Annotated in this window: 16 protein-coding genes and 2 pseudogenes; 7 read left to right on the forward strand and 11 right to left on the reverse strand. The window is 56.5% G+C overall.

Annotation, left to right across the window (positions count from 1 at the left end; all coding sequences use genetic code 11):
• Nucleotides 1-69 precede the first annotated feature (69 nt).
• Both AC0V6O_RS05320 and AC0V6O_RS05325 read left to right on the forward strand, forming a co-directional pair.
• Nucleotides 70-816, forward strand: a complete 747-nt coding sequence (locus tag AC0V6O_RS05320) for a proteasome-type protease (protein ID WP_472638307.1) — start codon at nucleotides 70-72, stop codon at nucleotides 814-816.
• 150 nt (nucleotides 817-966) lie between these two features.
• On the forward strand, nucleotides 967-1590 hold the full coding sequence (locus tag AC0V6O_RS05325; protein ID WP_472638308.1) for a response regulator transcription factor: 624 nt from the start codon (nucleotides 967-969) through the stop codon (nucleotides 1588-1590).
• 55 nt (nucleotides 1591-1645) lie between these two features.
• On the opposite strand, the gene AC0V6O_RS05330 is transcribed toward AC0V6O_RS05325, so the two are convergent.
• The 6 genes from AC0V6O_RS05330 to typA form a co-directional block, all read right to left on the reverse strand.
• Nucleotides 1646-2386, reverse strand: coding sequence for an extensin-like domain-containing protein (locus AC0V6O_RS05330; protein ID WP_486142170.1), 741 nt, complete (start codon nucleotides 2384-2386; stop codon nucleotides 1646-1648).
• Nucleotides 2387-2525: 139 nt separating this feature from the next.
• Entirely contained in the window at nucleotides 2526-2930 is a 405-nt protein-coding gene (locus AC0V6O_RS05335) for a VOC family protein (protein WP_486142172.1), read from the reverse strand.
• Nucleotides 2931-3023: 93 nt separating this feature from the next.
• Entirely contained in the window at nucleotides 3024-3743 is a 720-nt protein-coding gene (locus AC0V6O_RS05340; protein WP_486142174.1) for a cytochrome c biogenesis CcdA family protein, read from the reverse strand.
• A 48-nt stretch (nucleotides 3744-3791) separates the two neighbouring features.
• The gene (locus AC0V6O_RS05345; protein ID WP_472638312.1) at nucleotides 3792-4193 is read right to left on the reverse strand and encodes a thioredoxin family protein; all 402 of its coding nucleotides are present in this window, start codon (nucleotides 4191-4193) and stop codon (nucleotides 3792-3794) included.
• A gap of 196 nt (nucleotides 4194-4389) precedes the next feature.
• Nucleotides 4390-7119: a TonB-dependent receptor domain-containing protein gene (locus AC0V6O_RS05350; protein WP_486142177.1), complete on the reverse strand. Its 2730-nt coding sequence runs from the start codon at nucleotides 7117-7119 to the stop codon at nucleotides 4390-4392.
• A 204-nt stretch (nucleotides 7120-7323) separates the two neighbouring features.
• A complete protein-coding gene (typA, locus tag AC0V6O_RS05355; RefSeq protein ID WP_486142179.1) occupies nucleotides 7324-9174 on the reverse strand; it encodes a translational GTPase TypA in 1851 nt (616 codons plus the stop codon).
• A gap of 377 nt (nucleotides 9175-9551) precedes the next feature.
• Between typA and AC0V6O_RS05360 the strand changes: the two genes are divergently transcribed.
• A complete protein-coding gene (locus AC0V6O_RS05360) occupies nucleotides 9552-12233 on the forward strand; it encodes a TonB-dependent receptor (protein WP_486142181.1) in 2682 nt (893 codons plus the stop codon).
• 104 nt (nucleotides 12234-12337) lie between these two features.
• A complete protein-coding gene (locus tag AC0V6O_RS05365) occupies nucleotides 12338-12865 on the forward strand; it encodes a DUF805 domain-containing protein (RefSeq protein WP_472638316.1) in 528 nt (175 codons plus the stop codon).
• 56 nt (nucleotides 12866-12921) lie between these two features.
• On the opposite strand, the gene AC0V6O_RS05370 is transcribed toward AC0V6O_RS05365, so the two are convergent.
• Both AC0V6O_RS05370 and AC0V6O_RS05375 read right to left on the reverse strand, forming a co-directional pair.
• Complete coding sequence (locus AC0V6O_RS05370; RefSeq protein ID WP_486142183.1) at nucleotides 12922-15468, reverse strand: ABC transporter permease; 2547 nt, start codon at nucleotides 15466-15468, stop codon at nucleotides 12922-12924.
• Complete coding sequence (locus AC0V6O_RS05375; protein ID WP_486142185.1) at nucleotides 15465-16178, reverse strand: ABC transporter ATP-binding protein; 714 nt, start codon at nucleotides 16176-16178, stop codon at nucleotides 15465-15467. The genes AC0V6O_RS05370 and AC0V6O_RS05375 overlap by 4 nt, the downstream gene beginning before the upstream one ends.
• Before the next feature lie 59 nt (nucleotides 16179-16237).
• Here AC0V6O_RS05375 and AC0V6O_RS05380 point away from each other — a divergent pair, with 59 nt between their 5' ends.
• Nucleotides 16238-16996 carry an arylesterase gene (locus tag AC0V6O_RS05380; RefSeq protein ID WP_486142187.1) on the forward strand — a complete coding sequence of 253 codons (759 nt, stop codon included), beginning with the start codon at nucleotides 16238-16240 and terminating at the stop codon, nucleotides 16994-16996.
• On the opposite strand, the gene recF is transcribed toward AC0V6O_RS05380, so the two are convergent.
• Nucleotides 16993-18393 (reverse strand): DNA replication/repair protein RecF, encoded by a 1401-nt coding sequence (recF, locus tag AC0V6O_RS05385; RefSeq protein ID WP_486142189.1) that lies wholly within the window; start codon nucleotides 18391-18393, stop codon nucleotides 16993-16995. The two genes, AC0V6O_RS05380 and recF, sit on opposite strands and share 4 nt — an antisense overlap.
• Before the next feature lie 248 nt (nucleotides 18394-18641).
• Between recF and AC0V6O_RS05390 the strand changes: the two genes are divergently transcribed.
• On the forward strand, nucleotides 18642-18770 hold the full coding sequence (locus AC0V6O_RS05390) for a recombination protein F (protein ID WP_472638322.1): 129 nt from the start codon (nucleotides 18642-18644) through the stop codon (nucleotides 18768-18770).
• Nucleotides 18767-18982, forward strand: coding sequence for a PspC domain-containing protein (locus AC0V6O_RS05395; protein ID WP_472642717.1), 216 nt, complete (start codon nucleotides 18767-18769; stop codon nucleotides 18980-18982). Before AC0V6O_RS05390 ends, AC0V6O_RS05395 begins: the two co-directional genes overlap by 4 nt.
• A 146-nt stretch (nucleotides 18983-19128) precedes the next feature.
• Here the strand turns inward: AC0V6O_RS05395 and AC0V6O_RS05400 are convergent.
• Both AC0V6O_RS05400 and AC0V6O_RS05405 read right to left on the reverse strand, forming a co-directional pair.
• Nucleotides 19129-19924: pseudogene (locus tag AC0V6O_RS05400) on the reverse strand (SDR family oxidoreductase).
• 13 nt (nucleotides 19925-19937) lie between these two features.
• Nucleotides 19938-20491: pseudogene (locus AC0V6O_RS05405) on the reverse strand (NUDIX hydrolase).
• Between the last annotated feature and the right edge of the window lie 53 nt (nucleotides 20492-20544).

Here is a 20544-nt window from a genome sequence, read left to right on the forward strand (position 1 = left end):
GCACAATATCGCTTTGCTGCGCGCTGCATCTCTTCTATCGCGGCGCTTCGATAGACATAAGAGAGCTGTATGACATATTGCGTTGGCATGGTGCTGGACCGCGGCCTTGTTTTGATGAGCGATACGCGCACCAATTCAGGCGTCGACAACATTTCGGTGTTCCGCAAGATGTTTCATTGGAGCGTCCCTGGCGAGCGTATGATCACGGTCATGACGGCTGGTAATCTGGCAACCACCCAAGCGGTGATTGGTAAGCTGGAGGAGCGCACCAAAGAACCCGACGAGCGCGAAAACACTTTGTTCAAATCGCCGACCATGTTTCAAGTTGCCTCTGACATCGGCAAGATGTTGCGCTCTACAATCGAAGAACGCCAGAGTGCCAATGGAGAACGTGGGCGGGGCAAGTTTACAGCGACAATCATAGTCGCTGGCCAAATTGCTGGCATGGAGCCGCGATTGTTCATGATCTACCCGGAGGGCAATTTTATCGAGGCCAGCCTCGACACGCCGTTTTTCCAGATTGGTGAGACAAAATACGGACGACCGATTTTGCTGCGCGGATATGACCGCGACATGAGCTTTGAAGATGCGGTAAAATTGCTGATGGTGTCATTCGACAGCACGCTTAAGGCTAACCTCTCCGTTGGCCTTCCACTTGATCTGATGGTGATAGGCCGGGATGAATTTGCGCCCACGCATCAACATCGGATTACTCACGAAGACCCCTATTTTGACTCGATCTCATCGAGTTGGGGCGACGCGCTTAAATCGGCATTTCATTCTTTGCCGGACTACAGTTTCGGCCCCAAAACCTAGTGATTTGACCTGATCAGATAGAATACTGAGAGCTTGATGAGCTGTTGCATCCATTTTGGACCAAGCCGTCACCCGTAGCTAGAGTCCATCTACTCGAAATTGGTTCAGACTTGGGATGATTCCGTATGGGGAAATGCGCATTCATAATGAATGACACGCAAAGCAATCCTCCATTTCATCGACTCTTCCAGCCGTCATAGGGCGGAATTGTCTCGCGCAGGGTTCGCCTTAGGGCACCACTGTGAAGTCTATGGCGATCTCAGCGATCTTTCGGCGCATCCGCCGCGAGATGGGATCATTATCGCTCGCGATGCGATCGAGGAAGGCGGGGTGGCCATGATCTTCGAACGGCTCAGCAAGCTGGGCGTTTGGCTGCCGCTGATCGCGGTCGACGAACAACCAAAGCCGGGCCGTATTGTTGAAGCGATTAAGGCTGGTGCGCTCGATTATCTGTCGATTCCGATCGATCCAGAACGCTTCTCACGTTGTCTCACTCGAATTGAGAAGGAGGCTGAGGTTTTTGGTGCCGCCCGCCGCCGCATGATTGATGCGCGCAGCCGGATTTCAAGTCTCTCCAATCGTGAACGCGAAGTGCTTGATTGGCTGGCCGAGGGCAGCAGCAACAAAGTGATTGCAAGGGAGCTCGATATCAGTCCGCGCACAGTGGAAATTCACCGCGCCAATATGATGAACAAGCTTGGCGCGAGGCATGCAGCCGAGGCTGTTCGCCTGAAGATTGAAGCGAAGTTAGAGCCGGAGATGCCGGTCGAGTAGGGAACTGCTCCTGCAAGATCCTACATAGCCTTGTCGGATCGACGCCGAGACGTCTCTAGCGGCAGAAGTTTCCGTCTGTGCCTTCAACGTGGAAATGATCTTCGTGCGCGCGGTTATAGTCCGGCCCGAGCACCGTACCGAACCGTTTGCAGGCGCTCTTGTGCACGACCCTCAGAAACTCGCGTTCCGCCGCGCTACCCCGAGACCAATCGCCTTGAACGCTTATACGGCGCCCGTCTTTGAGCAAGAACCCGGAGATGTCGATGGCCTCCGCACGGGCATGGGCGGAGCGGCGTGATGTGCCAGCCACATTGCGGCAAGAGTAAGATCCCATTGTCTCAATCCGCTCCAGTCCGCTGCCCAAAATTTGCTTAGCCGCTCGGTCAACGCCGAACCGCGCCCATCCGTTAAACGCGCTCGCCGTGCGGCATTGCACAGGGCCGATATTGCTGATCCCAAAGCGGGAGCGATCACCGGCCAGAGCGGAGAGTTGAACAGTGCCCAGCTTGCTGCATCCCGGCGCGCCATAGGCATCTGGTAAAGGATCAAACCGAACGCCTGATGCGCTAAGCTGCGCAAAGCAGGTGCGGTCCGCGGTTCGATTTGAAATATTGCCTTGGGTTGAGCTGACTGGCGGTTTGCTGCTCCCGCGCGATGGGGAACCGTTCGACGAAGGCAATATACCGCAACCGGCGAGAGCGACCGTGCTGGCAGCCAGGATTATGGCGCGTGCGGCAAATGCGGTTTTCGCCCTGCGGTTAAGCGGAAGGTCTTGAGTGATTGAGGTGCGTTTCATGGTCCCGCATGCATGGCGCAGATATGGTTAACAACCCGCTAACTATACTGGCTTTGCAAAAGGATGGGACCTTGCGCCTAAGCAGTCTGGCTTGATGCTGAGTTGGTTTGTCGCAGAGCTGGGGAATCTAAGTGCAGGTTTACGGCAATTCTTCTGCCACCTGCTCCCATAATTCGATCTTGATGCCATTGGGGTCGAGCAACCAGGCAAACTTGCCGTATCCTTCATCCGCCGTATCGAGGATTTTTACGTCCTTCTTCTTTAGCTTGGCGATGAAGCCATCGAGATCATTTACCCGCAGATTGATCATGAAGCCGTTCTTGCCGGGCTTGATATATGTCGCATCGGAAAAGTGACTGATCAAGGAATAAGGGTTGGCCTTTGGCTCCTCTGCCCAGGCGAGCTGCGGCCCGTACTCGCCATCTAAGCCTAAGGTGTCGCGGTACCATTCGCGCGTCGCCGCCGGGTCATCGACAACGTAAAAAACACCGCCCAACCCAGTAATGCGCGGCTCATCTGCTTCTGCCATTTTGCCCTCCGTCATTGTTTTGAGGGGACAGCATAGGAAGGTGGGCGCAAGCGGTCTAGGGACGGCTGCCGGTGCGAGTTTACGTGCAGCGCGTTGTGCACCGCCGCTTTAGAAACGAGTGGTGAATTCAATCAATCCCTGGGGCAGGACATCCAGCAAAGCGATCTCAATCACTTTATCGAAGCCCGTGAGAACCATCAGACCAACTAGCAACAGGGTAATGCCGAACAGGGGTTTGCCGTATTTCGCCAGTGCCATCATCGTCTTGCGGCGTTCCCCAATGGCCTTGCGCGAACCATAGGCGAAGGCGAGGATCGAGGTTGCGACGCCCAGTCCGAAGACAAAGAAGATGAAAAAGCTCGCGAGCAAATCCTCGCCCTGGCTGGCCGCCGCGATCGCGACGCCCAATGTCGGCCCAACGCAAGGCGCCCACACGATGCCGAGCAGCAGACCGATAGCGAACTGTCCGCCAGCGCCGTCGCCGCTCAATCTAGACAGCCGTTGATTGCCGAAATTGGAAATCGGTGCGGCCGCAGCGCTGATCGCAGCCTGCGCCTGCGGGATGAGCAAGACTATGCCTGCCACCGCCAGCAATGCGCCTGCGAATAGGCGGATCGCCTGCTCGTTGATCCCGATGGAATATCCAAACGCGATCACCGTAAAGCCAAATAGAGTGAAGCTGGTGACCAAGCCCGCAGCCAAGGCAAGTGGCCCAAACTTGCTCTTGCCCAGGGCTGATGCGACCAAGATTGGCACCAGCGGCAGCACGCAGGGATTCAGGATCGTCACCAGACCGGCGACAAAGGATAAAAGCGTGCTGCCTAGCATGGCGTTGCCTTCAGCTTTCTATGATGCGACTGCGCGCAATCGCAGAGATTAGAGCGCTTTCAGAATGGCGCTGCGTAGCCGAGTGCGGTTCGTTTCTGCGATCGTGCGGGCAACTTCCTTTTCGCCTTTGAACACGAGGACGGTCGATTGGCGCGGGATCCGGTGCTTGCGCAGGAACGCCTTTTCATCATCGAAATTCACTTTGACGAACTTCACGTTAGCGCCCGATTTTTCCGCACGAAGCTCGTCAAGGATCGGAGCTTGAGCGCGGCAGGTTGGGCACCAGTCGGCATAGACATCAACCACGATGGTCTTGCCTTTGCCTTGCGCCATTGTAAATTCTGCCGCGTCATACGTCTGCCACCCGGTTGTGTCGGACTTCGCAGAAAGTTGCATCGCTCCAATAACGATGGCGCCAATGGCGGCGATAAGGGCGAAAAAGCGCAGCATTTTTGTAGTCTCCAAGACGGATTATCGGCAGAATTGCCGACGTGCTGGTATTAAGTTCGCGTCGGCGCGATGCTTGGTTACACAAAACGAAGAAGTTTCTCCGTCAGCATGAAAAGAGCCCCAAGCGCGAGATGCGCTCAGGGCTCTTTTTTGTTCTAACTCAGGCTGAGCCTAGGCTTAGCCAGCAAGTGTTGATTTAGAATTCAGCAACCAGACCGACGGTGCCCACGGCGCCGCGCGGATCGGCAACCCGGCTGTCAAAGCCACCGTTGGTCGCCACGCGAGGGGCGGTCACACCAAAAACGTTCCGAACACCAGCGGTCAGCGTAACGGTTTTGTCGCGGTCAAACAGCTCGTTGATGGCTAGGCTGTACTGAACGTCGACCCGGAAATCGCTGTCGATGTCCGCTCCGCCATTTTGATCGTCGATATAGCTATCGATGTAGCGGCCAAAGACGTTGAAGGAATGCGCACCGGCTTCAAACTGGAGGCCAGCGTTGAAACGCAATTCCGGCGTTGGGGAGCCAAAATTGGTGAAGTTGCGGTTTCCTGCCCCATCGATTTCTGGGCCGCCTACGGTTTCCTGCAAGTCATAGCTGAGGACGTAGTTGCCTTCGAAGCTTGGTGTGATCGTCGCGAAGTCGGTGTCGATCGCATAGCGGATCGAGAAATCGATCCCCGATGTCTCAACACTGGCAGCATTCGCAAAGCTGTTGTTGACCTGAATGATCGTACCAGCTGGGCTGCGAATGATGTTCGGGCCGTTTGGATCGGCGTTTACCAGAGCCTGTGCAGATGTTTGAACAATTGCGTTTTGGAAATCGAAATTGTAATAGTCCGCGCTGATTTCTAGTCCGCTGATTGGCTGGAGCGTGAAGCCCAGGTTGTAAGCGGTTGAGTCCTCTGGAACCAAGTTCGGGTTACCGACAGCTCGAACGGCGACAAACGCATTACCTGCGAGGGGGTCTGCGACCTGTTGCAGCGTGGTCGACTGACCTTGCTGTTGGAAGGTCGATGGTGCGCGGAATGAAGTCGAGAACGATCCACGCAGCGAGACCCAGTCGGTTGGACGAAGCAGCAATGCGATCTTTGGATCGAGCGTGTCGCCGCCATCCGTGCCGTAATCTTCGAAACGAAGTGCCAGCTGTAGATCGGCCCATTCGGTTACTGGAACGGCCAGTTCTCCGAAGATTGCATAGACGTCTTGCGCACCTGAGAACGCTTGTTCACCGATCAGGAAGGCAAAGCCATCACTCTGCGTAATGTCGTCAAACGTCGCTGAAATTCGCTGTTCGCGATATTGCACGCCGACTGCGATGCCGATTGGCCCTGCGGGAAGTTCAGCGATCTCACCAGAGACATAGCCTTCTGCGACGAACAATTCGGCATCACGATTAGAAACCGAGAATTCGGTAATGTAATCGAGCAGCGCTGCATTGGTGTTGCCGCCGCCAGCAAGTGCTGAGGCGAATGGGTTAAAGAAGGTGCCATCGGCAGGGATTACTGCGCCATTGGCCGTCAGGAACGGGTTTGCGGCGGTGCAATCGAGGCCAGTCGCTGCGTTGAACGCCGGAACCGCATTGAAACCGCGCAATGCGCAGGCAAAACGGTCACGAACAGTGTCTTCGGTGTTCCCGGTGAAGTCATTGTCAGCGAAGGTCAGATTTACGTTCCAACGACCGTTTGCGAGCAGGCCGGATTCAAAATCGCCTTCCAGAGTGGAAGAGATGCGAAATGTCTGGGATTCGAACAGAGCGGGAGAGACTTCGCCGCCATTTCCGCTTGCACGGCCGAAAAAGACCACGTTCTCTCCGAAAATATTGCTCGGATTGAAGCTGGGAACGACCGCTTGGCCAAGCTGCAGGAACGGGAAGGTTGGCGAGTTGCCACGCCGCGCCGTGTTATCAGCGTAGCTTACCTCGGCACTGAAGCGCACCGAGTCAGACAAGTCAGCTTTGGCCGATACGAAGGCCGTGATGCGCTCTTCGTCCGGAACGAGGTTGAAAAACTCACCGAAGTCGAAACCACAAAAGCCAATACCAGTCGGCAAGAGCGGCGCCGCAGCGGCACTTGCAGGCAATGGTGTGCCGCCCGCATCTGCGCAGCCTGGGTCAAACGTTGGTGCGCCAGCAGGGGCGCCCGTTACGCCGAAGAATGCCCCGGGGTTGCCCAGTGCGGATGTGTCATCAGCAGGCACGGACAGGCGGCGCTCAGCGGTGGTGAGCGGGGAACGGTTAACATAGCTGATCGCGCCAACCAGATTAAGATCGCCAAAGGCCGCGCCAGCCAGTGCCTGGATGTTGTATTCGCTGTAATCGCCAGTGCTAAGGTGCTCTGTGTATTCGCCAGAGACGAGCAGGCCTTCGTAGTCATCGCGGGTGATGAAGTTCACCACGCCTGCAACCGCGTCGGAACCGTAAAGCGAAGATGCACCATCTTTCAGGATTTCTACGCGTTCAACCGCAATCAGCGGGACCAGCGAGCTGGTGTCGACGAAGTTGATGCCATCATTGGTTGGCGACGCAGACAGTGTCTGGCGCTTACCGTTTAGTAGGATCAGTGTCGAGGCGACGCCCAGGCCGCGCAAATTGATGTTTGAGGTGCCGGTCGTGCCACCTTGGGTGAAGGCGTCCGGGTTGTTTTGTGCGCCGCTGTTGATTGTCAGCGATTGTGTAATCTCACCGATGTTTTGTGCGCCGATATCTGCGATTGCGCCGCTATCAACTGTTGCCAATGGCGATGCCAGGTCAGCTTGAGACTGGCGGCGAATGAACGAACCGGTAACAATGATCTCGTTATCGCCGCTGGTTTCCGCGGCGGCATTATCACTGGTTACGGTCTCTTGCTGCTGCGCAAGAACCGGCGATGCCGCACCTATGGCGGCAATCGCACAAGACAATTTGAACAAAATTTTAGAGTTTTTCATAGCGGGGGGTCCTCTTTCTTGTGCACGTTAATAGGCGCAGATTGAACGAAGGGAAGGGGCAGTAGGATTCGCGATGCAAATTTTCATGCACACGAATGCATAGATTCAGTTTCGAATCGTGAACCTATTTTCAAAACTTTTGAAAATCAGTTATTTAGGGGTGATTTAGCGTGGATTTTCTGGCTGTAGCAAAACTGCAACAGCCTAGGCGGCATCTTTCTTACGCTTCAGCTTCTTGCGCTCGTGCGGGCACAAGGAAGACTTGCGAAGGCGAATGGATTCCGGCGTTACTTCAACCATTTCATCGTCATCGATATAGGCAATCGACTGCTCCAGGCTCATGCGCCGAGGCGGCGTGAGGCGGATCGCATCGTCCTTGCCCGAGGAGCGCACATTGGAAAGCTGTTTGGCCTTCATCGGGTTGACTTCAAGGTCGTCCGGCTTGGCATTTTCGCCAATCACCATGCCCTCATAAACTTTCACGGTTGCTCCAACGAACAACTCGCCGCGTTCTTCAAGCATGTTGAGTGCATAGGCGTTGGTCTCGCCATTGCCGTTGGAGATAAGGACGCCGTTATTGCGGCCACCAACAGCGCCTTTGTAAGGGCCGTATTTCTCAAACAGACGGTTCATAATGCCTGTGCCGCGCGTGTCGGACAGGAATTCGCCGTGATAGCCGATCAGGCCGCGCGACGGAGCAGAGAAGGTGATACGGGTCTTGCCTGCACCAGACGGACGCATTTCGGTGAGGTCCGCTTTGCGTTTCTGCATTTTCTCAACAACGGTGCCGGAATGCTCGTCATCCACGTCGATGACGACAGTTTCATATGGCTCCATGCGTTGACCGTCTTCTTCGCGGAACAGCACTTTCGGGCGCGAAATGCCGAGTTCAAAGCCTTCACGGCGCATGGTCTCGATCAGAACGCCGAGCTGCAGCTCGCCGCGGCCAGCCACTTCAAAGCTGTCCTTGTCGTCGCTTTCAGTGATGCGGATTGCAACATTGGTTTCTGCCTCGCGCAGCAGACGGTCTCGGATCATCCGGCTCGTCACCTTGCTGCCTTCCAGCCCGGCCAGCGGACTGTCGTTCACGGCAAAGCGCATCGCCAAGGTTGGCGGATCGATTGGCTGTGCAGCGATTGGCTCTTTCACCTCTGGATCAGCAATAGTGTTGGAAACTGTTGCTTTCTCAAGCCCAGCAAGTGCGATGATGTCACCAGCCTCCGCACTTTCAACCGGAACGCGTTCCAGACCATCAAAGCTCATAAGCTTGGTTGCGCGGCCAACTTCGACGACATTGCCGTCGACATCGATCGCGTGGATTGGATCATTGACCTTGAGGCCGCCCGATTGGACGCGGCCAGTTAGAACGCGGCCCATGAAATTGTCACGGTCAAGCAAGGTCGCAAGGAAGCTAAACGGGCCTTCGGTGTCTAGGCCAGGTGCGGGCACATGCGCGATGATGCGCTCAAACAGCGGGGCGAGGGTGCCGTCGCGTGCATCCGGGTCCTCGCTGGCATAGCCGTCGCGGCCTGAGGCAAACAGCACTGGAAAATCGAGTTGTTCATCATTGGCATCGAGCGAGACGAACAGGTCAAATACTTCGTCCAGAACTTCCTGGCCGCGCCCGTCCGGACGGTCGACCTTGTTGACGACAACAATCGGCTTCAGGCCAAGTGCAAGCGCCTTGCCGGTTACGAATTTGGTTTGCGGCATGGCGCCTTCTGCGCTGTCGACCAGCAGGATAACGCCGTCGACCATGCTGAGAATACGCTCAACCTCGGCGCCGAAATCGGCGTGTCCGGGGGTATCGACGATGTTGATACGAGTGGTTTCGCCATTGGCGCCGTCCCACTCGACGCTGGTGCATTTTGCAAGAATGGTAATGCCGCGCTCTTTTTCCAGGTCACCTGAGTCCATCGCGCGCTCTTCGATCCGCTGGTTGTCGCGGAATGTGCCTGACTGGCGGAAAAGTTGGTCGACCAATGTGGTTTTGCCGTGGTCGACGTGCGCGATGATGGCGATGTTGCGCAAAGCGCGAGGTTGAGAGGCGGACATTGAAAAACGCTTTCGAATAAAGGTCAGCGGCAAGGCCGGATGACCAGAAACACAGAAATTGGCGGACACTGGCGCCCGATTGACGCCCCAAATTCCCGCCTATTTTATAGTAGAGCATGTGCTGCGATGCAGCATTGCTGGCGCGCCTAGCGCAGGCTCGCCGTTACGGCAAGCGATTGCGACGCGAAAAATCATCGCAATGCAGCAATTTTTCACTGTGTCACCAATGCAACACCGGCTGTTGCAAGCCACGGTTTGTTGGGGTTTCTCGCTTGTGGCACGGCAGGTGCTGGCCTAACACAATAGCCACTTAGCCCGGTGTATAACGCATTTGGAGATGCGACCGCGGCTGATCGAATTTTTGGAGAGGAGTTCCTATGCGTTCGATTTCGACCGGTTCTGCCGGCCTACAACGTCTTGCCCTGATGACAGGTGCTGCAGCAATCGCGCTTGGTGCGCCAACAATGGCCGCAGCGCAAGATCAAGAAGTTCCAGAAGCCGATGATGGCTTCAGCAGCAATCAGATCATTGTTACCGCGACCAAGCGAGAGCAGACGTTGCAAGAGACGCCGGTTTCGGTCTCTGTAACTTCGAGCGAGACTCTTGAGGCGGCGCAAATTCGTGACGTACTTGATCTGCAAACGGTTACTCCATCGCTCCGGGTTAGCCAGCTTCAAAACTCGTCGAGCACAACCTTTATTATTCGCGGGTTCGGTAACGGCGACAACAACTTCGGTATCGAGCCATCGGTTGGTGTCTTTGTTGACGGTGTTTTCCGTTCACGCTCGGTAGGATCGGTCGGCGATCTTGCCAATGTTCAACGCATCGAAGTTCTTCGTGGTCCGCAGTCCACCCTATTTGGCAAGAACGCCTCGGCCGGCGTGATTTCAATCACCACTCGCGAGCCACAATTTGATTTCGGTGGCTCGGTCGAGGCTGTCTACGGGAATTTCAACACTGTGGTCCTCAAAGGCGATGTAACCGGACCGATCTCAGAAAATATCGCGTTTGCGCTCGACGCCAACTACAACCGGCGTGATGGTATCGCAGAGATCGTCAATCTGGACGAAGATCTCAATACTCGGAACCGTTGGAATGTTCGCGGGCAATTGCTCGTGGAGCCAACACCCGATCTTAAGATCCGTGCGCAGGCCGACTACGGACGCATTGATGAAGCATGCTGCACCGTCAACACGTTGCTGGCTGGCCCGACGTCGCTCGCTGTTGCTGCCGTTGGCGGTCAGATCAACACTGACTTCTTCAGTGATGAGACATTCCTGAATCGCGTTCCTGTCAACGAAGTCGACAATTATGGTGGCTCACTCAACATCGAGTGGAACACGGGCCCGCTGACGTTTACATCGATTACTGCCTACCGCGAACTGCAGAACTTCGTCGATCAGGACGTTGATTTTACCAGTGCTGATATCGTCAACGAAATCCGCGATCAGCGGGTTGATACGTTCACTCAGGAAATTCGGATCGCATCTGATTTCGATGGGCCGATCAACTTCCTGCTTGGCGGGTTCTATTTTGACGAGTCAATCACTCAAGACAGTCAATTGTTGACTGGCGCAGTGTCTCGTCCATTCTTCGAACTTCTGGGCCAATTTGCCACCGGTGATCCTACCTTCTCATTCGCTTCGCTTGAAGCTGGGAGCCCAACGTCGCTCGGAATTCCTGCAGGTGGAATTTTTGCGCAAGGTGTTCTGACGAACGAAGCGTACACCTTGGATAATCAATCGTTCTCAGTTTACGGGACGGTTGATTTTGAGCCGGTCGATGGCCTCGTATTCACCGCTGGCTTTAACTACACTGACGATGAGAAAGACTTCTCGCTTAGTCAGCAATCGCTTGATCCATTGTCTAACGTCAATTTGGCCGATGCGTTCATCATTGGAGGCCTGGCAGGTGCTGGCGTAGATGGCACAGACCCCGCTCAATTGGGCGCGTTTCTGGCTACTCCAGTCGGGGCTGCGACGTTTGCGCAAATTTCGCAATTGGCAGTAACGCCGTGTTCGGCGGCCGCTCCGCCACCTGCTTGCAATCCTTTGATCGGTTTGGCTGGGTTCCAGTTCCAACCTCCGTTCTTGGATATTCCAAACGGTGTTGAACAAAGCTCGACTAGTGACAGCGATTTCTCTTACACGTTGCGTGTCGCTTATGATATTTCGCCGGAACTGAACACATACTTCAGCTTCGCAACTGGCTTCAAAGCGAGCTCGGTCAACTTGTCGCGCGACAGTCGCCCGGCATTTGGAGATTTCATCCCGGCGGCTTTGCCAGATGGTGTTCCGGCAATCATTGGGGGGAGCAATTTCCTTGCACCGTCATCGCCGATTCGTGATGCTGGTCTGCCAATCACGAACCTGACCACTGGTTCGCGCTTTGCAGGTCCGGAAGAAGCAGAAGTGTTCGAATTTGGCCTTAAGGGTCAGTTCGATGGCTTTGGTTTTAACCTCGCTCTGTTTGATCAGTCGATCCAAGGTTTCCAATCGTTCCTGTTTACCGGCACAGGCTTCCAGCTCGCGAATGCGGGTGAGCAATCGGTCCGCGGTTTCGAATTGGATACAACGATCAATCCAACGGATGGATTGGTGTTTACCTTCTCGGTTACGCACCTTGATCCACTGTTCGATAGCTTTGTCGAAAGCCAGTTCGGCGATCTTTCCGGTCAACGACCAGCGGGTATTCCTTCATGGAACTTCTCCACATCAGCGACATACACGCATGAGTTTGGTGACAGTGGCAATCGTCTGGTTAGCCGTTTGGACTATACGCATGAGAGCAATGTGCAGATCCTCAATGGTGTGCCAAACTTCCCAACGCTTGAGGAAAGCATCGAGATCGCCCGTGATTTCCGCCGCGAGGTCAATCTCGTAAACGGCTCGATCACGCTCCAACTCGACAATGGTGTAGAGATCGGTGCCTTTGCGCGTAACCTGCTCGATAATCGTGAAATTCTCACCATCTTCCCGGGCGTCGCCCAGGCAGGAACGATTTCAGGTTATCCGAACGTACCGCGGACTTTCGGGGGCGTTGCACGCTTCAAGTTCTGATCCCTGCGGATCAAATTTAAGACAATGAAAGGGGGCTCGCAGCACGGCGGGCCCCTTTTTTATTGCGCTAAACACCTAGGTATGGTGCAAAAGGCGCGTGTCCCGTGGATCTGGGGCTAGAACTTCTACTTGAGGGGATCACTTACATGGAATGGATGATTTTACCGCTGAAACGCTATGCCGATTTTCAGGGACGCTCCCGGCGCAAAGAATATTGGATGTTCGCGCTGCTTAACCTGATCATCAGTGCGGTGCTGATTGGTCCTTTCTTCTTCTCGATGATGTCAGCCTCTTTTGCTGCAGGCGCTAGTGGTGATCCGATGGCCGAAGCAGCAGCAATTGAAAATGCGTTGTCTGGCGGCGGGGTGATGAGCACTTTGCTGCTTGGTATCTTTGGTATCTACGCCCTGGCGATTTTCATCCCGTCGATTGCGGTTGTCGTCCGCCGTTTGCATGATCGCGATATGTCGGGTTGGTGGTATCTCGGCGTCATGGTTGCGAGCCTGATCCCATTTGTTGGTTTTCTGGCTAGCATCGGGTTTTTGGTGCTTATGTGTCTGCCAGGTACGGCAGGACCAAACCGGTTTGGTCCGGACCCAAAGAACCCGACCAGTTCCTCGGTTTTCGAATAGGCTCGATAAATACTAAGAGAGGGGGTCTTGCTGGTGCAAGCTCCCCTTTTCTTAGCCTAAAGTTCTCTCAGCGCCTGCGCCGGTTTTGCGCGCAGCAGCGGCAGAGACCCGCCCAGAGCGAATGCCAGCACCATAAACAGGCCAAGGCCGAGAACGCTCAGCACTTCTCCCCAGGCTGGCAACCAATCGAATTCAAATAGCTGGGTGATAATCACCCAAGCGAGCGCCGAACCAAGGCCGAGCGCAACCAAAGCCAGCAAGCCAGCGATCAAGCCATATTCTGCCAGCTGCATCAGCAGCACCTGCTTACGGCTTGCTCCAAGCACGCGCAGAACGACGGTGTCGTGCATCCGTGCGGCCCGCGCTGCTGCAATCGCGCCCATCAACACGGCCAGTCCGGCGAGGACTGTGACGGCAGCCGCAGCCAAGGTCGCGAGGCCCACCTGCTGCAGGATTGTGCGCGCTTCGGTCAGCACGTCCTTTACCTCGACCACGGAGCTTGACGGGAACTCGCGCACCATTGCGCGGAGCAATTCGCCGCGCCCTTCATCGCCTGCGGAGGCGGGTAGCTCAATGGTCGCCGCGAGATTGTGCGGCGCGTCGGAAATCGCGTTTTCGGAGAAAACGAGAGCATAGTTGAAACCCATGCTTTCCCAGTCGATTTCTCGGATATTAGCAACGGTGACGGTGCGCTCAATCCCGAGCACGCCAATCGTCAGCTTGTCGCCAATGCCCAGATCAGCTCCCTCGGCCAATTGCGCATCGATCGACACCAGCGGGTCGCCAGAATGGCCCTCGTCCCACCATTCGCCTTCGGTTAGGCTGTTTCCGACTGGCAGTTCGTCGGAATAGGTGAGGCCGCGCTCACCGCGCAGCGCCCATGCGCCTTCTGGTATCTCTTCAAGGTCGGCCACGCGCTGCATCGCGCCTTCGGGGCCAAAGGCAAGCACGGAACCGCGCAAGGTCGGGACGGCGCGAATATTGGAACCAGGGAATTGCTCATCGATTAGACCGCGAAAGGTCTCCTCCCCTTCGCGCGGCACGTCGAGCACGAAGTAATCGGGCGCCTCTGCTGGGACGCGGCTTTGGATATTGCCATCAATCGCGCTTTGAACGGCGGCGAGCAGAACAAAGGCGGCCAAGCCAAAACCAAGCGCGGTGACCAAAGAGCCGGTAGGCGCGCCGGGGCGATGCAGATTTGTGACTGCGCTGCGGAGCAACGGATTGCTGGGCCGGGGTGCACCGCGCGCGAGCTTTTGGATTGCGATGCCCAAGGCTCCGAGGGCGAGCAACGCGCCGCCCGCGCCAAATAGGAATCCAGCGGTCAGAACCAGCTGGTTCGTGCTGATTAGGGCCAAGATACAGACGGCACCAATGCCTGCGCCGGTCCAGAGCAATGGCCGCCAATCAGTGTTCGACAGCGGAGTGCTGGAGCGCATCAGAGCCATTGCGGGGAAAGTGCGTGCTCGCAAAAGCGGCGCTGCGGCAAAGGCAAAGGCAACGAGCAAGCCGTAAGCCGCCGCGAGCAGTAGCGGTGCAGGCTCAATCACAAAGCCAGCTTCGACCGGCAGCAAACCTTCAAGGGCGGCTCCGAACACCGGGGTCACCAGCACGCCTACGGTCAGCCCGGCTGCGCTGCCGATAAGCGCGGCAACCGCGATTTGCATGGCGTATATGCGGACGATGTCGGTGGATGATGCACCCAGCACCTTTAGCGTAGCAATGCTGCCTCTGCGGGCCTCCAGATAGGAGGAGACGCCGCCAGCAATGCCGATCCCGGCAATAACCAAAGCAGCCAGACCAACCAGCGTCAGAAAGTCACTCATGCGCTGGACAAAACGGTCTGCGCCAGGCGATGCGCGGTCTCGGGTACGGAAGTCGAAACCGGAATTTGGGAAGACTTCGGTCAGCTCTTCTTCGACCTCGCCGGGGTCACGGGCTTGGTTGGCAAAAGCGACGCGATATTTGCTTTCATAAAGGGAACCCGGCTCTAGCAAGCCTGCGCGGCCTGGCACGTCCTCTGCGACGATAATTGTCGGCCCCAATTGGAAGCCTTCAGACAGGCGGTCAGGCTCGTTCTCGATGACGCCAGCGGCAACCAGATCGACTGTGCCGACACGGAAGGTCTCGCCAACAGCGATATTGAGCCGATCCATCGCGCCTTGGCCGAGATAGGCATTATTACCCGATGGTGCGCCGGTCGTGCTGCCATCGTTTAAAGTGAGCGTGCCGTAGAGCGGCCATTTCTGATCCACGGCCTTCAGCTCAATCGGCGCAGCGTTTTCGCCGCTGGAGGCCATGGCTTGCAGGCGGGTACCGCCCGATATCTCGCCATATTCGCCGATCGCGCTTAGCTCCTGCTCGTTGAGGCTGCGCTGCCAAATCTCAATTTCCAGATCGCCGCCGAGCAGTTCTTGCCCGTTCGATTCCAGCTCGCGCTCAATCGCCGCCGTCAGCGTGCCGATCGCCGCGAGAGCTGCCGTGCCGAGGAATATGCACACCAGCAGCAGGCGCAGGCCGCGAAAGCGTGCGTTGAGATCGCGCCGGGCAATCCGCCATGCGCTGCCCCAAGAAAGCGTGGCCGAATATATCTCAGTGCTCACGCGGCAGATGCCCCAACCGCAGTGTTCGACGTATCAGACGCAATGACGCCGTCAGCCATGGTGATCACCCGCTCGCATCTTTCGGCGAGTTTCGGATCGTGGGTGATGATAAGCAGAGTGGCGCCGGTTTCTGCGCGGCGCTCAAACAGCAGGTCGACAATCTCTTGGCCGGTCGCGGCATCAAGGTTGCCGGTTGGCTCATCCGCGAAGATCAGGCTTGGGCGGGGCGCGATGGCGCGGGCAATGGCTACGCGTTGTTGTTCACCGCCAGACAATTGCGTTGGATAATGGCCGATCCGGTGGCCAAGCCCGACCGCTTGCAATTCTGCTTCTGCACGCTTTCGTGGATGCTCGCCGCCAGACAGCTCCATCGGAGTGGCCACGTTTTCTGCTGCCGTCATGGTTGGGAGCAGGTGGAAAGCTTGCAACACGATCCCGATCCGTCCCCGCCGGGCGCGGGCAAGGCCATCCTCATCAAGGTTGGCAAAATCCTCGCCTGCGACATCGAGACTGCCGCTGGTTGCGCGCTCCAGCCCGGAAAGCACCGCCATAAGCGAACTTTTCCCAGAGCCGGATGGGCCGAGCAGCGCAACGACTTCGCCAGTGGCAATGTCGAGGTCGATACCGCGCAGGATATCGACCGGCGCTTGGGCCGAACCGAGGGTGAGTTTAAGGTTACGTGCGGAGATCGCGAGAGAAGGGTTTTTCACAAGGTCCAGATGGCATAGGGGTGGGTTGCAAACAAGATACTGAAGTCGGAGGCTCATAGATGCGCATCAGCGTTTGGTCGAAGAAACCGCTAAAACTGGCAGCACCCGTGTTGGTGCTGGCTTTGGCGGCATGTGGCAGTGAGGCTCCTGATACGGTCGCTGCTGGCGCAGGGAATGGTGATATTGCCATTGCTAACCCACAAGCGGGCACTCCAGTTCCCGTCGAAGGTCCAGAGCGACGCATTGTCGCGTTTGGGGATAGCCTGTTCGCTGGGTACAACGTCGCCAAGGAAGACAGTTATCCGGCAAAATTGCAGGGCGCTTTGCGTGCGGCTGGCATTAACGCGGTGGTCGCCAATGCGGGCATTTCTGGCGATACCAGTTCTGCCGGGCGGCAACGGCTTACTTTTACGCTGGATGCGCAGGAAGAACAGCCGGACCTGTTTATTCTGGAGCTGGGCGGCAATGATCTGCTGCGCGGGATCGAACCGGATGAAACGCGGGCAAACTTTGTTGCGATGCTGGATGAGCTGAAAACGCGGGAGATCCCGGTTCTGATGATGGGGATGCGCGCGCCGCCCAATTATGGCCCAGAATATCAGGCCGAGTTTGATGGCATGTATGGTGAGCTGGCGCGCGAATATGGTGCTGCGCTGATCCCGTTCTGGCTCGAGGATATCTATCAAGAGCCCGACCTGTTCCAATCCGACCGGATCCATCCGACCGAGGAAGGGATTGACCGCTTGGTCGCGGCGACTTTGGATCAGGTGTCTGCCGTTTTGCCTCAGAACGAGGAAGTGAGCAGCGGCGCGAACTAAAGCCGCTTTAGCGTTCCGTTGCTCACCTGCCAGACTGCCGCCTCTGCTGTGACCTCTTCAAATGGCGATAGCTCCGTGCCGGTCATCCAGACTTGCGCGCGACCTTGCCCCAAACGCTCAAACAGAGCCGCGCGGCGCACAGGATCCAGATGAGCGGCCACTTCATCCAGCAACAGCACCGAAGGCCGTCCTTCAGCAGCCAAAACGCCGTGCGACAATGTGATGGCGATTAGCATCGCCTTTTGCTCGCCAGTGGAGCATGAGGCGGCGGACTGCCCAGAGCCGGCCATAACCACATCCAGCTCATCGCGGTGCGGCCCGGCCAGTGCGCGTCCAGCGGCCCTATCGCGCCCGCGTTGACGGCCAAGCTCATCGCACAGCGCCTGCGCTTCCATTGGTCCGCCGGGGCGGTAAGTCAGGACCGGGCGAGCGAATGGCTGAGCGGGAAGGGCGGACAGCTCCACGCCCAATGCTTCGATAAGAGCCATACGATTGCCCGCAACATCGGCGCCATGCTGAGCGGCCTGAGCCTCAATCGCATCAAGCCAGCGTGCATCGCCGCGTTCCTCGAGCAGTTTGTTGCGTTCGCGCAGGGCAGTTTCGAGCTGAGAGACGGATTTAGCGTGACCCGGTTCTATCGCCAGCGTCATGCGATCAACAAAGCGGCGGCGCGCGCCAGCTGAATCCATGAATAGGCCGTCCATTGCCGGGGTCAGCCAGGAAATTGCGAGCCATTCGCTGAGCGCGCTGGCGCTCGCATCTGCGCCATTGATCCGCACCAGGCGGCGGCGCGGTTGGTCAGGCTCCACATATGTGCCGATCCGCGCGCTGATCAGGCCTTGCTCTGTCAGGCTCGCGCCGATCGCAAATCCGCCAGCGTTTGGGACCAGCGCGTTCTGCCGTGCCAATTCGGTCAGAGCTGCTCGCCGAATGCCGCGCCCCGGACTGAGCAGCGATAGCGCCTCAAGAATATTGGTTTTGCCAGCACCATTGTCGCCGACCAAGAGATTGAACTTGGCGGTCTTTGAGAGCTCACTGCCCGCATGATTGCGGAAATTTTCGAGGGAAATCTTCTCGAGCGCCATAGAGCGCGCAGGGTTAGCATGGGTGCAAAGAATGGCCATGAAAATCCACCGGAAAATATAAATCCCAATAGATGGCGAAAATTCCCAACCTTCCGGTTTGATGAACATGAAGTTAAAACTTGTAAATTCAAGAAACGGCAGAATTCCGCCGTTTTTTGAGTTTGGCACGGCTCCTGCAGTGTATTTGGCATCCAGTGAGACAAACTCACCAGGAACGAAACAAAGACCAAGGAGACCAACAATGTTCGCTACCGATACTTCAGACCGCCTCTTCGCCGTAGCTTTCTCACTCGCCATCTCGGCAGTGTTCATGGCCACAGCGATCCTCCCAGCTAGCCCACAATTGTTCGCTTAATTCCAAGCCGAACGTTTCATCAAAAGGACCACATCATGTTTAGCAACGACATCGCTTCTCGCCTGCTCGTAGCCGCTTTCTCAGTCGTAATTTCATCCATTGTAATGGCCAGTGCGATTGTCCCCGGCTCACCTGGAATGTTTGCCTGATTTTCTGATCGAACCAGAACCAACCAATCAATCTAATCAAAGGAAACCCAATCAAAATGTTCGCTTCAATTGACCTTAGCAGCCGTGTGTTTGCAGCCGTCTCGGCCATCGCAATCTCCGCTGTGTTCATGGCCACGGCGATTATCCCAGCCTCTCCTGCACTCGCATTTGGAGTGATGGCATGAACAACGTAACCAACTCCCCCAATGGCAAACCGCCGCGCGCTGGATTTCGCCTGGATAAGCACAATGGCAAACTGATGGGCGTTAGCGCCGGCATCGCAAACTACACCGGCATCGATCCAATCATCGTTCGGATTGGCTTTGTAGCGGCAACACTGCTTGGCTTTGGCCTTACAATTCCGATCTACATCGCAGTTGGACTGATTGCCGACTGATACGCAGCAACGACAAGCGGATAACCCGGTTTTTCGGACCGCTGCGTATCGAATATAAACAAACCGGGAGGGGCCAAACGGCCCCTCTTTTGTATCTGGGCCAGAGGCCAGGGGCTTGCCGCAGTGAGCAGAAAGCCCCGCAAAACTCACATCGCTGAGATACCGCCGTCGAGCTTGATTTCCGCTCCGGTAACAAAGCGGCTTTCGTCGCTGGCAAGGTAGAGCACCGCATTGGCGATATCATTCGGCTCACCAACGAATTTCAGTGGAATTTGCCGCGCGAGCTTATCAAGCAGTACATCCTTTTCGATCCCGGCATGCTGCGCCGTTCCATCAAGGATCGGCGTATCAACAAAGGTCGGATGCACTGAGTTACAGCGGATTTGCATATTCTTCTTTGCACAATGCAGCGCGATTGATTTTGACAGCATCCAAACGCTTGCTTTGGAAGCGTTGTAGGCTGGCATCGTGTCGCTCGCGATTAGACCTGCGATCGAGCTGATGTTAATGATCGAGCCTGGTGCGTGTTCGCGCATCAACGGCAAAGCCTTTTGACAGCCGTGAAAGATGGAATCGACATTGATCGAGAAGCAGCGCTTCCAATCATCAAAATCGCACGTCTCAATATTCCCTGCGACACCAATCCCGGCATTGTTGACCAGCACGTTGAGGCCGCCCAGTTCCTCGCGCGCTGCATCGACGGCGGCCTCCCAGTGCCTGTGGGTCGGTGACGTCATGGGTGATGCCAAACGCGTGGCCTGAGCCGACTTCGGAATTGATCAAAGCGGCGGTGTCCTGCGCGCCTTGCCCGTTGATGTCGGTGCAAAGCACACGCGCGCCTTCTTGAGCGAGCCGCATGCTGTGCGCCCGGCCAAGGCCCTGCGCCGCGCCAGTTACCAATGCGAGCTTACCCTCTACGCGTCCGGGGCGGGTGGTTGGCATGTGATCAATCCTCTCAAGTGTTTTGTGCTGTTAGAAGCCCGCTCATCATGAACAGGGATATGCGCACATCGACCCCATGCCCGGCTGCTCGCCAATCGGCAACGAAGCGTGGCAATTCGCTCAGCGCAACGCGGTGGGTGATGATATTTTCGCAGTCTGTGCCGCCGCCAGCGCTGACCTTTTTGAGGCCATGCGCGCGCAGCAGAGTGAAGCATTCGCTGACCATTCCTGGTGAAGAGTAAAACTCACCGAGGTTTTCCATACGCTCGGCGGTGTAGCCGGTCTCTTCTTCGAGTTCTCTCAGCGCAGCTTCTTCCGCAGCTTCCCCTGCTTGCCTTCGTCATCGCCGACGAGGCCTGCCGGGATCTCAAGGCAGAACTGACCGAGCGGGACGCGATATTGGCTGACCAGAATAACGTGAGGTTCACCGCTAGAGTCTGTGTCGATGGCGATGATCGCTGCGGCGCGGATGCCGCGTGAACGCCCAACATATTCCCAGCGGCCGCGGCGTTTGGCGGTGATGAATTTGCCTTCCCACATGACCTCTTCGGGCTTGTCCGCGTCCATATCGCGAACAAGGTCTGCAGTGTCAGGGATATCGAATCCGGGGGTGTCAGCGC

The sequence above is a fragment of the Erythrobacter sp. JB2-19 genome (assembly GCF_057365005.1).